The sequence below is a fragment of the Lederbergia sp. B243.17 genome (assembly GCF_057657925.1).
In genome coordinates this window covers 29,068-43,644 of the sequence record NZ_JBWBKF010000024.1, presented here as the reverse complement: position 1 = coordinate 43,644, position 14,577 = coordinate 29,068, and the positions used below count along the sequence as shown (strand labels likewise).

Sequence of the window (14,577 nt, the reverse complement as noted above, 5' to 3'; positions counted from 1 at the left end):
ATTTAAAAGGAGGCAATGAAATGTCAATACTCGAGAACTGGGATCAGTGGAAAAATTTCCTCGGCGACCGCTTGGATCATGCACAAGACCAAGGAATGTCGCAGGATGTTATCCACCATCTTGCTCATCAAGTGGGAGATTATCTTGCAAACGAAGTTGACCCAAAAAACGAACAGGAGCGCGTGCTGGCCGATTTGTGGTCCGTCGCTTCCGAAGAAGAACAACAGGCAATTGCCAGCATGATGGTGAAACTTGTCGAAAACAACAGCACCAAATAAACATCGCATAAATTTAAGAGGGGAATATTTTCCTCTCTTTTTTTATTTTCGACAGGAATTGCGCCGGTTTTTTTCTCCATTTTCAAGTAGGTTTCCCTTTCAAATTTTTATATAATCAGCTATGATAAAGGCGGGACTGAGTTGAGAAAACGAACATCATCTCATTGATTGGAGATGTGAAAATGGATCGAAAAGAATGGTATTTGGAATATGAAATCATCATCGACCGGCCGGGATTGCTTGGGGACGTTTCCTCGCTGCTCGGTATGCTGTCGATCAATATTATTAGCATCAATGGTGTCGACAGCGGGAGGCGAGGCTTGCTATTGAGGGCAAGAAGCGAAGAACAGATCATCCGGCTTGAATCGATTCTGGAAACGGTTGAAACGATTAAGGTGACAAAAATCAGGGAACCGAAGCTGCGTGACCGGCTTGCCGTACGTCACGGACGCTATATCCACAGAGATATGGACGACAAGAAAACATTCCGGTTCGTCCGGGATGAACTTGGTCTACTCGTCGATTTTATGGCGGAGCTTTTTAAGCAGGAGGGGCACAAACTAATCGGCATCCGCGGGATGCCCCGTGTCGGAAAAACGGAGTCGATTGTCGCTGCAAGCGTCTGTGCCAATAAAAAATGGCTGTTTGTCTCTTCCACTTTGTTGAAGCAGACGATCCGCAAGCAATTGATCCAAGATGAATATAACGAAAATAACATCTTTATTTTGGATGGAATCGTATCACGCAGACGGGCCGATGAGCAGCACTGGCAGCTCGTCCGTGAAATAATGCGGCTGCCAGCCGTAAAGGTGATTGAACATCCTGATATTTTCGTTGAGCATTCCGAGTATTCTATGGACGATTTCGATTATATTATCGAGCTGCGACATAGTCCGGATGAAGAAATTACATATGAGGTTGTGGAGAAAAACAATTTATTTAATCAAACCGGCGGATTCGGTTTTGATTTTTAGAATGGCAGGTGTTTTCATTGACGGAATTAGGAAGCCGTCTGCGCATGGCAAGAGAAGAAAAAGGCCTTAGTCTCGATGAGCTTCAGGCAATGACAAAAATTCAGAAGAAATATTTGATTGGTATTGAAGAAGGGGAGTACAGTGTCATGCCCGGCAAATTCTATGCACGGGCATTTATCAAGCAATATGCCGAAGCAGTTGGCCTCGAGCCGGATCAGCTTTTTGAAGAATTCAAAAGCGATATACCGCCGGCGTACGAGGACGACCTGCCTGAGCAGCTGTCTCGTGTACAATCAAGGGGCGGATTCAGCGCTGGTAACTCGAAAGTGATGGAATTGTTGCCGAAGATTGGTGTTGCAGTATTCGTGATAGCCGTGTTGTTTGTCATCTGGCTTCTCGTGATGAAAGTTTGGGACGGCGACGGAAAGCAGCCTGGAGATGCAGGAGAAGGATCTGTCGGCTTCAAGCAATCGGATCAGGTGCAGACACCTGACAAGCCTGAAGGGGAAGACCAAGCTAAGGACGACAAAAAAGAAGATGCCGCAAAAGGCGAGGAAGAGGCTCCTGACAATGAAACAACGTCACAAACTCTGACGGCTGCTGGAGTATCTGGCGACCAGACTACTTATACGCTGACAGGAACCGATTCGTTTGCGTTGAAAATGAATGTCGTTCCGAATGGTGAAAGCTATGTCCGTGTCCGAGATGCGGCAGGCAAAACGCTCCTTGATGGAACGCTCGGACGTGACCCGCTTGGAGAATCGCAGGAGCTTGACCTTTCAGGACAAGGAGAAATCTCAATCCGGATTGGCAGTACGCCGAATTTGGAGTTATTCGTGAATGGCGAGAAGCTCCAATATGAACAGGATCCTGCCACCAGAGATGTTCAAACGATCAACATTCAGTTTACCAAGACGGAGTAGGCAGTTGTTATTGCCTCCCGTCTTCGGGAAATAAAGTAAAAGAAAGAAGCCGATACCGCCGCTCGTCCGGCGGTTATTTGTTCAGGAGGTCAGACAAGTGAATTTACCGAATAAGATTACCGTATCCCGCATATTATTAATCCCAGTTTTTGTTATCTTGATGCTTGTCCCGTTCAACTGGGGCACATTGCACGTTCTGGGAGCGGACATTAAAACAGCTCATTTGATCGGAGCGCTCATTTTTATTATTGCCTCTGTTACAGACTGGATTGACGGCCATTTTGCCCGCAAATACAATCTGGTAACCAATTTAGGGAAATTTCTTGATCCGCTTGCAGACAAGCTGCTAGTATCAGCCGCATTGATCGTGCTGGTGGAAATGCAATTGGCGCCGTCATGGATTGTAATCATCATTATTAGCCGTGAATTCGCAGTTACAGGCCTTAGATTGATCTTGGCGGGAACAGGAGAAGTAGTTGCCGCAAATATGCTCGGAAAGATCAAAACATGGACACAGATCATTGCGATTTCAGCATTGCTCCTCCATAACATTCCATTTTCCGCAGTCAATTTTCCGTTTGATATCGTTATGCTCTGGGTTGCGATGTTTTTCACAGTTTGGTCCGGATACGATTATTTCCAGAAAAACTGGGAAGTATTTAAACATTCCAAGTAAAACATGCTATTCATTTTAAAAGGAGAGGGATTGAGGGGATGAACGCAGAAATTATCGCGGTCGGGACAGAGCTGTTGCTCGGCCAGATCGCCAACACGAACGCTCAATACCTGTCCGGGCAATTGGCTGAGATAGGTGTCAACATGTATTATCATACGGTCGTCGGCGACAATCCGGCCAGGCTGGAAAAGGCCATCAAGATTGCCGAAGAGCGAGCTGACCTGATCATTTTCACAGGCGGTCTTGGACCGACGAAGGATGATCTGACGAAAGAGACGATTGCCCGCCATCTGGGCCGCGGCCTGAAAAAAGATGAAGAAGCGATGAACACGATTGTTGAATATTTTGAACGGACAAAGCGGAAAATGACTCCTAATAACGAAAAGCAGGCGCTTGTCCTTGAAGGGGCCAAGGTGCTGCCGAATGAGCATGGCATGGCACCAGGTATGTTCGTTAAGGAAGGAGCGCATTTGTACATGCTTCTCCCGGGACCTCCACATGAAATGAAGCCGATGTTCCGTAAATTCGGACGTCCTGCCATCCTTGGCAAATTGGATTCGGTGGAGAAGATCCAATCCCGTGTCCTCCGGTTTTTCGGAATTGGCGAAGCGATGCTTGAGGATGAACTGTCAGATATGATTGATTCTCAGTCAAATCCTACGATCGCGCCGCTTGCCGGTGAAGGTGAAGTGACAATCAGGCTGACAGCAAGAGCTAAATCCGAAGAAGAAGCCGATAAAATGATCGATGAGACGGAGAAGGAAATTCAAAAGCGTGCTGGCGAGTTCTTCTATGGCTACGATGATACAAACTTGATGCGCGAATTGCTCAAGGAGCTGGAAAACCGGAAGCTGACGATCGCGGCAGCGGAGAGTTTGACAGGCGGTCTGTTCCAGTCAGAAATGACGTCGGTCACCGGTGTGAGCACAATGCTGATTGGCGGTATCGTCTGCTACTCGAATAAGGCGAAGATGGAACTATGCAAGGTGAAGGAAGCGACTCTTGAAGAGTTCGGGGCTGTTTCAAAAGAGTGTGCAATTGAACTCGCTGAGAACACACGGGAGCTGCTTGGAGCCGACATCGGCATCAGCTTTACCGGGGCAGCCGGTCCGGATGCGCTTGAAGGCCATCCGGCAGGGACTGTCTGGATCGGTATATCGATTAAGGGCCAAGAGACAAAGCCATTCCTGCTGCAGCTGAGCGGATCTCGAAATGGCAACAGGAAAAGATCGGTCCAATACGGCTGCTATTATTTATTGAAAGAACTGACTTCAGGCCGGGGACCGGCACGGACAGAATAATGGAATAAGATGGGCAGTCCAAAGCCGGATGAGACGGTTTCACGGGCTGTCCTTTTCTATCTCCTTTGAGTGTATGGCGATTGAGAGAAAAATAGTTTATAATGCCGATTTGCTAGAAAACAGAAGGGGATATCCCGTTTTTATATAGGAAAAAAAGGCAAATCTCTCTTGTATTCTTTTGAAAAATAATCGAATAAATGTTCGCTTTTTGCTTGGCAAAGCCAAGAAAAAGCGGTATAATAAAGTTAAGTTCTTAATGAAACAACATGAACAACACGATAATCGTTGATTATATATTTTGAGGAGGAAAACGAGTGAGTGATCGTCAAGCAGCGCTCGATATGGCGCTAAAACAGATAGAAAAGCAATTTGGTAAAGGGTCGATTATGAAATTGGGCGAACAGACAGACCGCAAAGTTTCAACGGTCCCTAGCGGCTCTCTAGCGCTCGATGTAGCGCTCGGTGCAGGCGGGTATCCGCGCGGCCGTGTCATTGAAATTTACGGCCCGGAAAGTTCAGGTAAAACAACAGTGGCACTCCATGCGATTGCCGAAGTACAGGCGAATGGCGGACAAGCCGCTTTCATCGATGCGGAGCACGCACTGGACCCTGTCTATGCCCAAAAACTTGGCGTTAATATCGATGAACTGCTGCTGTCCCAGCCGGATACAGGGGAGCAGGCGCTGGAAATCGCTGAAGCGCTCGTCCGAAGCGGTGCCATCGAAATTATCGTTGTCGACTCGGTCGCGGCTCTTGTACCAAAAGCCGAGATTGAAGGGGAAATGGGAGACTCCCACGTCGGCCTCCAAGCACGTCTCATGTCCCAAGCACTCCGGAAGCTGTCGGGTGCGATCAATAAGTCGAATACGATTGCTATCTTCATCAACCAAATCAGGGAAAAAGTCGGCGTCATGTTCGGGAACCCGGAAGTCACTCCTGGCGGCCGCGCGCTGAAGTTCTATTCCTCTGTCCGTCTTGAAGTCCGCCGTGCAGAACAATTGAAGCAAGGCCAGGACATCGTTGGTAACCGGACAAAGATCAAAGTGGTGAAAAACAAGATTGCCCCTCCGTTTAAAGTGGCGGAAGTGGACATCATGTATGGCGAAGGGATTTCCCGCGAAGGGGAAATTATCGACATGGGCTCCGAGCTCGACATCGTCCAGAAGAGCGGATCCTGGTATTCCTTCAATGAGGAGCGCCTTGGTCAAGGACGTGAAAATGCCAAGCTGTTCCTAAAAGAGAACAAAGGGCTTCGTGATGAGATCATGTACAAAATCCGTGATCATTACGGCCTTGACGCCGAACGGATTCTTCCAGAGGCAGATGAAGAGGAAGAACCGGAAGAATTCAGCCTTCTTGAAGAATAAACTTGTTGAGCAGCAAAGCATTCCCGCTTTGCTGTTTTCTCTATCCAGATTAGTGAGCGAGCGCTCAGTCGGTTGAGAGCGAGGATAGGCTTGTCGCTGATAAGCCGCCTTCCGCTTTTCCATTGTCCAGCTACGGTCGGCAACGACTAGCAGACTTCGAGATTGCGCCTACGATAAGTCAACATCGGCTCCTTCGTCGCCGTGTTTCCTTTATCTGGTTGCAATCCCTCCGGTCCGTACGCTCCTGAGCAAGCCGCCCTGCGCTTTTCTTTGCTTGACTTTATGTGGGGGCGGATTTAAAATTAACATGTATAATTTTAAAATTTTAATGCATGAATTTTGAGACGGGCTTTGTATATTGAGACTTTTGTTGAGATGTACCAGCCGACATGTTAAAAGCATGATACAAGTTCATAGCAAGGGGAGGTGAAAGTATGGAATTACTCATCGTGATCATCTCCATTTTGCTTGCCCTATTCGTCGGTGTAGTTGTTGGCTATTTCATCTTTAAATCCATTGGGATGGCTAAGCTTACTGGTGCGCAAGGTTCCGCTGAGCAGATCGTTGAAGATGCAAAGCGGGAAGCAGACGCATTGAAGAAAGAAGCGCTTTTGGAAGCTAAGGATGAAAATCATAAACTTCGTATCGAATCTGAACGCGAACTTCGTGAAAGAAGAACCGAATTGCAAAAACTTGAAAATCGATTATTGCAAAAGGAGGAGAACCTCGACAGGAAGGACGATATCCTTGACAAGCGGGAAATTATGCTTGAAAAGAAAGAGGACTCTCTAAATGGCAGACAACAACATATTGAAGAGATGGAAAGCAAAGTGGAAGAAATGGTCCGCAAGCAAAAAACAGAATTGGAGCGCATTTCCGGCTTAACGCGGGAAGAAGCGAAATCCATCATTCTGTCAGGCGTGGAGAAAGAGCTGGCGCATGATACCGCTCTAATGATCAAAGAAAGCGAATCCCGTGCCAAAGAGGAAGCCGATAAAAAGGCGAAGAACATACTCTCGCTTGCCATCCAGCGCTGTGCCGCCGAGCACGTTGCTGAAACGACCGTCTCTGTCGTCAATCTTCCGAACGATGAGATGAAAGGTAGAATCATCGGACGTGAAGGCCGGAATATCCGGACATTGGAGACGTTAACCGGTATTGATCTGATCATCGACGATACGCCGGAAGCGGTCATTCTATCTGGCTTCGATCCGATTCGTCGGGAAACGGCCCGGATTGCTTTGGAAAAATTGGTTCAGGACGGGCGGATTCATCCGGCCCGGATTGAAGAAATGGTAGACAAAGCAAGACGGGAAGTGGACGAACACATTCGGGAAATCGGGGAACAGACGACGTTTGAAGTAGGCGTTCATGGACTCCATCCAGACTTGATCAAGATTCTCGGCCGATTGAAGTACCGGACAAGCTACGGACAAAACGTGCTGAAGCACTCAATGGAAGTGGCATTCCTTTCCGGATTGCTAGCTGCTGAGCTTGGTGAAGACGAAATGCTCGCCCGCCGTGCAGGTCTGCTCCATGATATCGGGAAAGCGATTGACCATGAAGTGGAAGGCAGCCACGTTGAAATCGGAATCGAACTGGCGACGAAGTATAAAGAGCATCCTGTTGTCATCAACAGTATCGCTTCGCATCACGGCGACACCGAACCGACTTCCGTCATCTCTGTCCTTGTCGCAGCTGCCGATGCGTTATCGGCTGCGAGACCAGGAGCCCGGAGTGAAACGCTTGAGAATTATATTCGCCGCTTGGAAAAACTCGAAGAAATCTCTGAATCCTATGTTGGTGTTGAGAAATCTTTCGCTATCCAAGCAGGAAGAGAAGTCCGTATTATCGTGAAACCTGAACAGATCAATGATTTGGAAGCCCATCGTCTCGCCCGCGATATACGCAAGCGGATTGAAAACGATCTCGACTATCCAGGCCATATCAAAGTGACGGTTATTCGAGAAACGAGAGCTGTAGAATATGCAAAATAAGCAAAAGGAATGATGCTTCGCATCGTTCCTTTTCTTTTTTTATTCGATCATGTGGTAAAATAGGTGGAGTGCTGACATTGGCCATGGATCAATTGAGAGAGAAGGTTTTCGTTTGGATATTTTATTTATCGGTGATGTCGTCGGTTCTCCGGGACGCGACATGGTAAAGGAATTTTTGCCGCGGCTGAAGAAGAAATACCGGCCGCATTTGACGATTGTGAATGGGGAAAATGCTGCCGGCGGACGGGGCATTACTGAAAAGATCTACAAGCAGTTCCTGGAGGCCGGCGCGAATGCGGTGACACTTGGAAACCATGCTTGGGATAATAAAGAGATTTTTGAGTTCATCGAGGGAGCAAAATATTTGGCGCGACCGGCCAATTTTCCGGAAGGGACACCAGGCACAGGCATTGTGTACGTCCGGATTAATGAATTGGAAGCGGCAATCATCAATTTGCAGGGAAGGACGTTTCTTCCTCCGCTCGATTGCCCGTTCAGGGTAGCTGAGAGTCTGATTGAGGAGGCTCATAAAAGGACACCGATTGTGTTTGTCGATTTTCACGGCGAAGCAACGAGCGAAAAGCAGGCAATGGGCTGGTTCCTCGACGGAAGGGTGACGGCTGTCGTAGGAACCCATACCCATGTGCAGACTGCCGATCACCGGATTCTGCCGCAAGGGACTGCCTATATGACCGACGTGGGGATGACCGGGCCTTATGACGGCATTCTCGGCATGGAGAGAGGAGCGGTGATCAACCGATTCTTGACATCCCTGCCTGCGCGCTTCGAAGTGCCAAAAGACGGAAGAAAGCAATTGAGCGGCTGCTTGATCCAAGTTGACGATAAAACCGGAAAAGCAAGAGGAATCCGGCCAATCCTGATCAACGATGATCATCCGTTTGCCGAGTGAACACCATCACACAGGTCTTTTGAAAAGGCCTGTGTTTTTTTGTGCTTTTTCAGAGGTTGTCTGAATATAGTTAGAGTGGAAGGGTGCAGTAGTTTGGCGGCAGTTGGTTGGAGGGGAAATGACAAGGAGGAACAAGAAATGGAGATATTAAAAGTTTCAGCAAAATCTAATCCTAATTCTGTGGCGGGTGCGCTGGCAGGTGTCCTCCGTGAAAGGGGCATGGCGGAAATTCAGGCTATTGGCGCAGGAGCGCTGAATCAGGCGGTAAAAGCGGTAGCGATTGCAAGGGGGTTTGTTGCCCCGGGCGGTGTCGATTTGATTTGCATCCCGGCATTTACGGACATTTTAATTGATGGCGAGGAGCGGACAGCCATCAAGTTGATCATTGAACCGCGCTGATACGATTGAAACACGAGAGCTGTCTTCCTGTTGTGGAAGCGGCTCTTTTTTGAACTTTTTCCAACAACAGCAGGCGCCGGTTGTGAAAAAAAATAAAAAACTATATACTAGACAATGGATATGTATGGGGGATGGCAGCAGAAGTGTCCCCAATAAATAATAGGAACCTTTTCGCTATGGCCGATTAGTGTTTTCAAGATAGAAAGGGGATTTTCATGAACGAGAAACAGCGTTTGGAAAGTCAACAGGTTTCCGCTGCTGCTCCGGCGGCCAAGCAGGGAGAAAAAGATTACAGCAAATATTTTCAGGCCGTGTACACGCCGCCTTCCTTAAAAGAGGCGAAAAAGCGCGGCAAGGAAGAAATTAAGTATCATGAGGATTTTGCGATTCCGGAACAATTTCTCCAAATGGGGAAGGGACGGAAGTTTTATATACGGACATATGGCTGCCAGATGAACGAGCATGACACCGAAGTAATGGCCGGTATTTTCATGGGACTCGGCTATGAAGCGACAGACAGTGTCGACGATGCGGATGTCATTCTGCTCAATACATGCGCCATCCGGGAAAACGCCGAGAACAAGGTGTTCGGTGAGCTTGGGCATTTGAAGCCGCTGAAGCTGGAAAGACCGGATTTATTGATCGGGGTGTGCGGCTGCATGTCGCAAGAGGAATCAGTCGTTAACCGGATCATGGAAAAGCATCAGTTTGTTGATATGATTTTCGGTACGCATAATATTCACCGTCTGCCACAGATCTTGCATGAAGCATACCTGTCGAAGGAAATGGTGGTTGAGGTTTGGTCCAAAGAAGGCGACGTCATCGAGAACCTGCCGAAGGTCCGCCGCGGCAACATCAAGGCATGGGTCAACATCATGTATGGCTGCGATAAGTTCTGTACATACTGCATCGTTCCTTATACGCGAGGAAAAGAGCGGAGCCGCCGGCCGGAGGATATTATCCAAGAGGTCCGGATGCTTGCAGCCCATGGTTATAAGGAAATCACCCTGCTTGGGCAAAATGTCAATGCTTACGGCAAGGATTTCGAGGATATCGAGTACGGACTTGGCGACCTGATGGACGAGCTGCGAAAGATCGACATCCCAAGGATCCGGTTCACGACGAGCCATCCTCGCGATTTCGACGACCATTTGATCGAGGTGCTCGCAAAAGGCGGCAACCTTGTTGAGCATATTCACCTGCCGGTCCAGTCGGGTTCAAGCGACATTTTGAAAATCATGGCGAGAAAATACACTCGCGAAGGATTCCTTGAGCTTGTCCGAAAAATTAAAGAAGCGATTCCGAACGTTTCGCTCTCAACCGATATCATTGTCGGTTTCCCGAATGAAACAGAAGAGCAGTTCGAAGAGACGATGTCGCTTTACCGTGAAGTCGGCTTTGAAATTGCCTACACATTTATTTATTCTCCTCGGGAAGGAACGCCGGCCGCTAGGATGAAGGACAACGTCCCGATGGAAGTGAAGAAAGCTCGTCTGCAGCGCTTGAATGACCTTGTTAACGACCTGTCGCGCCAAGCGATGGAAAAATACGAAGGTGAAATCGTCGAAGTGCTTGTTGAAGGCGAGAGCAAAAACAACCCTGACGTGCTTTCCGGATACACCCGCAAAAACAAGCTGGTGAATTTCCGCGGACCAAAGTCGATCATCGGCCAGTTGGTGAAAGTGAAAGTAGTCGGAACAAAAACATGGACCCTCGACGGAGAATTGGTTGAGGAGCCAGCGGAGGCGGTATTGTAAAATGGCGAAATACACGAAAGACGATATATTGGAACAAGCAACACAATTGGCGAAAATGATCGCGGAAACGGATGAGGTCGACTTTTTTAAACGTGCTGAGGCTCAAATCAATGAGAACCAGACAGTCAGGGAAATGATCGCATCGATCAAGAGCCTGCAAAAGCAAGCGGTCAACTTCCAGCATTACGGAAAAGAGCGTGCGCTGCAGCTGACAGAGGAGAAGCTCGAGAAGCTGGAAGAGGAGCTTGACCAGGTTCCAATCGTCCAGGAATTCAAGCAGTCTCAGGTCGATGTGAATGATCTGCTTCAGCTTGTATCCTCTGCTATTTCCAACACTGTAACGGATGAAATCATCAAATCGACCGGCGGAAACCTTCTTCAGGGCGAAACCGGCTCAAAAGTGAATAATAGTTCGGCAAGCTGCAACTGATTTTGGGAGCCTGCTGAACTTTAACAAAAAAGCCGCTATCCAGTGATGGCGGCTTTTTACCGTACCACCACTGTTCCGGCAGTTCCGCCTCTCCAGAACGGGTCCCGCTTCTTGAACGGCCTTTCCCCCACAGGGCGTTCACCCCGCCTTCTTCGCCCGCATATCGTAATGCATGCAGGGCAGATGCCGGGCAAATGGGCACCTGCGTATAAGCACACTAGTCTATTGCCCCGCATACGATGAAGGGAAAATGAAGGAGGAGGTTTCGCTCGAATGGCAGAATATAGAGAGATTATAACGAAAGCGGTCGTGGCGAAGGGACGCAAGCATACGCAAGCGAACTATTCCATCAGCCCGCAGCACCATCCTTCGAGCATATTAGGCTGCTGGATCATCAATCATAAGTATGAGGCGAGAAAAGTCGGGAAAACGGTGGAAATCCACGGCAGTTTTGACGTCAACGTCTGGTATTCCCACCATGACAATACGAAAACATCTGTCGCGACAGAAAAAGTTGAGTACAAAGATGTCATCAACCTGAAATACCGGGATCCAGACTGCCTCGACGACCGGATGGTCTCAGCAAGAACAACACAGCAGCCGAATTGCGTCGAAGCATCGATTGCGAAGAAAGGCAATAAAATTGTCGTTAATACAGAAAGAGGCTTTAAGGTAGAAGTGATCGGGGAGACGAAAGTATGTGTCGCTGTCCATCATGGGCACTGCTCTGATGACGATGAAAGCAGCAGCAGTGATGAGCATCATGCAGGACTTGAAGACGCAGAATTCGAGAAAATCGACCCGGACTTTCTAAATAAGGAAAAATAGCAGAAAAAGAGCGGGGATGCGGATCCCCCTTTTTTTATTGTCTCCTTTAGGGAGGAATGTTTGCCAAGAAGGGGGAGGGGCATCTGTGTTATACTAGGAAAAGATGAGTTTTGGGAACGGAAAGGATTTTGGTACATATGCAGTCTTACACGCCGATGATGCAGCAATATATGAGAATAAAAGCCGAATACGAAGATGCGTTCTTGTTTTTCCGGCTTGGTGATTTTTATGAAATGTTCTTCGAGGATGCGTTGAAGGCATCGCAGGAATTGGAGATTACGCTGACGAGCCGTGATGGGGGAGCGAAGGAGAAAATTCCGATGTGCGGCGTCCCCTACCACTCAGCTTCCGGGTATATTGAAAGATTGATAGAAAAAGGATACAAAGTGGCGATTTGCGAACAGACGGAAGATCCGCGGCAAGCGAAAGGGGTCGTTAAGCGTGAAGTCGTCCAGCTGATCACGCCGGGAACACTGATGGAAGGCCGAGGACTTGCGGAGAAAGAGAACAACTATATTACCGCGGTCACATCATTTAGCAGTGCTTCCTTCAGTCTTGCCTATACCGATCTTACAACAGGTGAAAACCGGGCTGCTTTGCTTGGCGGGACAATCGACTTGCTTCTGAATGAGCTTTCGCTGATTGAGACAAAAGAGATCATCGTTCCTGGGGATTTCAATCCTGAGTGGAAAAAACGGATCAAAGAGCGGACTTCCGCTGTCATTTCGATCGAAGACGAAGTAAAAGAGATTGAGGAGTTCGCCGAAAATTGCGCTTCGCTTTCCTGTGAGGAGCTGACGGCATCGGCTTATCGGCTGCTCCATTACTTGAAACGGACGCAAAAGCGGAGCTTAGAGCATCTGCAGCCGTTCCAGTCTTATACAGTCGATCACTATATGAAAATGGATTATTATTCGAAGCGGAATCTTGAACTGACGGAGTCTCTGCGCGGCAAGGGCCGGAAAGGAACACTCCTTTGGCTGTTGGATGAAACGTCTACAGCGATGGGTGCTCGCAAGCTCAAGCAGTGGATCGACAGACCGCTGATTGAAAAAGCGGCGATTGATGAGCGGCTTCATTTTGTCGGTGTTCTAAAAGACCGGTTCATTGAGCGGCAGGAACTCAGGGATCTGCTGAAAGGCGTATATGATCTGGAAAGGCTTGCGGGCCGGGTTGCATTCGGCAATGCGAATGCCCGTGATTTCATGCAGCTGAAACGATCGCTCATGCAGATACCATCTATCCGCGACCTGCTGGCGGAGCTTTCAGATCCGGCCATCAGCAAGCTTGCTGACAGGCTTGATCCGTGCAATGAGCTTTGTGACCTGCTGGAGCGGGCAATCGTCGAAAGTCCTCCGATTTCACTGAAAGAGGGCGGCATTATCAAAGACGGCTATCATGCGGAGCTGGATACATACCGGGATGCAAGCCGGAACGGTAAAACTTGGATAGCCGAGCTTGAACGGAAGGAAAAGGAAGCGACCGGAATCAAATCGCTGAAAATCGGCTACAACCGTGTGTTCGGCTATTATATCGAAGTGACAAGAGCGAATGTGCCGCTGCTCGATCCGGATCGTTACGAACGGAAGCAGACGCTGGCGAACGCGGAACGCTTCATCACCCCTGAGCTGAAGGAAAAGGAGGCGCTCATCCTCGAGGCGGAAGAGAAGAGCACCGAGCTGGAATATGCGCTTTTCTTGGAAATTCGCGAAACGGTCAAGAGCTTTATCCCGAGGCTGCAAAATACAGCCCAGATCATCAGCGAGCTTGACGTATACCAGGGGTTTGCTACAGTCAGCGAGGAACGCCATTATTCGAAGCCGGATCTTAGTCCGGGCCGGATCGTGAAAATCACGGACGGTCGGCATCCTGTTGTTGAAAAAGTGATGGGATCCCAAGAATATGTGCCCAATGACTGCCGCCTTGATGAAAAAACGGAAATGCTGCTCATAACGGGTCCGAACATGTCGGGAAAAAGCACCTATATGCGCCAGATTGCTCTAACAGCCGTCATGGCGCAGATCGGCTGCTTCGTGCCGGCAAGTGAAGCAGAGCTGCCAATTTTTGACCAGATCTTCACGCGGATTGGAGCGGCCGATGATCTGATTTCGGGCCAGAGTACCTTTATGGTCGAGATGCTTGAAGCGAGAAACGCCATCGTCAATGCGACGAAAAACAGCCTGATTTTATTCGATGAAATCGGACGGGGTACGTCGACATACGACGGGATGGCACTCGCCCAGGCGATGATCGAGTTCATTCATGACCGGATCGGCGCAAAAACGCTGTTTTCGACTCACTATCACGAATTGACGGTGCTCTCAGAGGAACTATCCATGCTGGAAAACGTCCACGTAAGTGCTGCTGAACAAAATGGACGGCTAGTCTTTTTGCATAAGGTCAAGCCGGGTCCTGCAGACAAGAGCTACGGTATCCATGTCGCCGAGCTTGCAGAGCTGCCGCATGACCTGATTGCGCGGGCAGAAGAGCTGCTGGCGGATTTTGAAAAAGAAAAATCGGCAGAAACGGCAGCACCTGTTAAGGAAACGGCAGCAACTGTTGAAGAAGCGGCAGAGCAATTGTCTTTCTTCACAGAAGCAGGGCCGGAAAAAAAGAAACTGCCGGCAAAGGAACAACGGGTGATCGAGGAACTCAGCGAGATGAATGTGCTGGAAATGAACCCGCTCCAAGCGCTTAATGCATTGTATGAGTTGAAGAAGAAACTGAAGAAATAAGG

General features: G+C 48.7%; 13 protein-coding genes. All 13 read left to right on the top strand.

The genetic code is table 11. From position 1 onward, the window contains the following. The first annotated feature begins 20 nt into the window (after positions 1-20). The 13 genes from AC0TWI_RS03250 to mutS all read left to right on the top strand — a co-directional run bounded on the left by AC0TWI_RS03250 (position 21) and on the right by mutS (position 14,575). Entirely contained in the window at positions 21-278 is a 258-nt protein-coding gene (locus tag AC0TWI_RS03250; protein ID WP_488124900.1) for a DUF3243 family protein, read from the top strand. Between the two features lie 182 nt (positions 279-460). Continuing rightward, the gene (locus AC0TWI_RS03245) at positions 461-1,252 is read left to right on the top strand and encodes a DUF3388 domain-containing protein (protein ID WP_488124899.1); all 792 of its coding nucleotides are present in this window, start codon (positions 461-463) and stop codon (positions 1,250-1,252) included. 17 nt (positions 1,253-1,269) lie between these two features. Then, positions 1,270-2,175, top strand: coding sequence for a helix-turn-helix domain-containing protein (locus AC0TWI_RS03240; protein ID WP_488124898.1), 906 nt, complete (start codon positions 1,270-1,272; stop codon positions 2,173-2,175). A 97-nt stretch (positions 2,176-2,272) separates the two neighbouring features. Beyond that, entirely contained in the window at positions 2,273-2,851 is a 579-nt protein-coding gene (gene pgsA / locus AC0TWI_RS03235; RefSeq protein WP_488124897.1) for a CDP-diacylglycerol--glycerol-3-phosphate 3-phosphatidyltransferase, read from the top strand. A 38-nt stretch (positions 2,852-2,889) separates the two neighbouring features. Further along, complete coding sequence (locus AC0TWI_RS03230) at positions 2,890-4,152, top strand: competence/damage-inducible protein A (RefSeq protein ID WP_488124896.1); 1,263 nt, start codon at positions 2,890-2,892, stop codon at positions 4,150-4,152. 314 nt (positions 4,153-4,466) lie between these two features. Continuing rightward, positions 4,467-5,519, top strand: coding sequence for a recombinase RecA (recA, locus tag AC0TWI_RS03225; protein ID WP_488124895.1), 1,053 nt, complete (start codon positions 4,467-4,469; stop codon positions 5,517-5,519). Positions 5,520-5,953: 434 nt separating this feature from the next. After that, complete coding sequence (gene rny / locus AC0TWI_RS03220) at positions 5,954-7,516, top strand: ribonuclease Y (RefSeq protein ID WP_488124894.1); 1,563 nt, start codon at positions 5,954-5,956, stop codon at positions 7,514-7,516. 112 nt (positions 7,517-7,628) lie between these two features. Continuing rightward, complete coding sequence (locus tag AC0TWI_RS03215; protein ID WP_488124893.1) at positions 7,629-8,426, top strand: TIGR00282 family metallophosphoesterase; 798 nt, start codon at positions 7,629-7,631, stop codon at positions 8,424-8,426. 138 nt (positions 8,427-8,564) lie between these two features. Beyond that, positions 8,565-8,825, top strand: coding sequence for a stage V sporulation protein SpoVS (spoVS, locus tag AC0TWI_RS03210; protein WP_488124892.1), 261 nt, complete (start codon positions 8,565-8,567; stop codon positions 8,823-8,825). Positions 8,826-9,040: 215 nt separating this feature from the next. Then, the gene (miaB, locus tag AC0TWI_RS03205; protein ID WP_488124891.1) at positions 9,041-10,582 is read left to right on the top strand and encodes a tRNA (N6-isopentenyl adenosine(37)-C2)-methylthiotransferase MiaB; all 1,542 of its coding nucleotides are present in this window, start codon (positions 9,041-9,043) and stop codon (positions 10,580-10,582) included. A 1-nt stretch (position 10,583) separates the two neighbouring features. Further along, a complete protein-coding gene (locus AC0TWI_RS03200) occupies positions 10,584-11,012 on the top strand; it encodes a YlbF/YmcA family competence regulator (protein ID WP_488124890.1) in 429 nt (142 codons plus the stop codon). A gap of 273 nt (positions 11,013-11,285) precedes the next feature. Then, positions 11,286-11,840, top strand: a complete 555-nt coding sequence (gene cotE, locus AC0TWI_RS03195) for an outer spore coat protein CotE (RefSeq protein WP_488124889.1) — start codon at positions 11,286-11,288, stop codon at positions 11,838-11,840. Between the two features lie 137 nt (positions 11,841-11,977). Then, complete coding sequence (mutS, locus tag AC0TWI_RS03190) at positions 11,978-14,575, top strand: DNA mismatch repair protein MutS (RefSeq protein WP_488124888.1); 2,598 nt, start codon at positions 11,978-11,980, stop codon at positions 14,573-14,575. Positions 14,576-14,577: the final 2 nt, after the last annotated feature.

What these genes read in the sequence shown, in the direction of transcription:
- AC0TWI_RS03250 (WP_488124900.1), top strand. Translation starts at nt 21, where the DNA reads ATGTCAATACTCGAGAACTGGGATCAGTGGAAAAATTTCCTCGGCGAC.
- AC0TWI_RS03245 (WP_488124899.1), top strand. Translation starts at nt 461, where the DNA reads ATGGATCGAAAAGAATGGTATTTGGAATATGAAATCATCATCGACCGG.
- AC0TWI_RS03230 (WP_488124896.1), top strand. Translation starts at nt 2,890, where the DNA reads ATGAACGCAGAAATTATCGCGGTCGGGACAGAGCTGTTGCTCGGCCAG.
- rny (WP_488124894.1), top strand. Translation starts at nt 5,954, where the DNA reads ATGGAATTACTCATCGTGATCATCTCCATTTTGCTTGCCCTATTCGTC.
- spoVS (WP_488124892.1), top strand. Translation starts at nt 8,565, where the DNA reads ATGGAGATATTAAAAGTTTCAGCAAAATCTAATCCTAATTCTGTGGCG.
- miaB (WP_488124891.1), top strand. Translation starts at nt 9,041, where the DNA reads ATGAACGAGAAACAGCGTTTGGAAAGTCAACAGGTTTCCGCTGCTGCT.
- AC0TWI_RS03200 (WP_488124890.1), top strand. Translation starts at nt 10,584, where the DNA reads ATGGCGAAATACACGAAAGACGATATATTGGAACAAGCAACACAATTG.
- cotE (WP_488124889.1), top strand. Translation starts at nt 11,286, where the DNA reads ATGGCAGAATATAGAGAGATTATAACGAAAGCGGTCGTGGCGAAGGGA.
- mutS (WP_488124888.1), top strand. Translation starts at nt 11,978, where the DNA reads ATGCAGTCTTACACGCCGATGATGCAGCAATATATGAGAATAAAAGCC.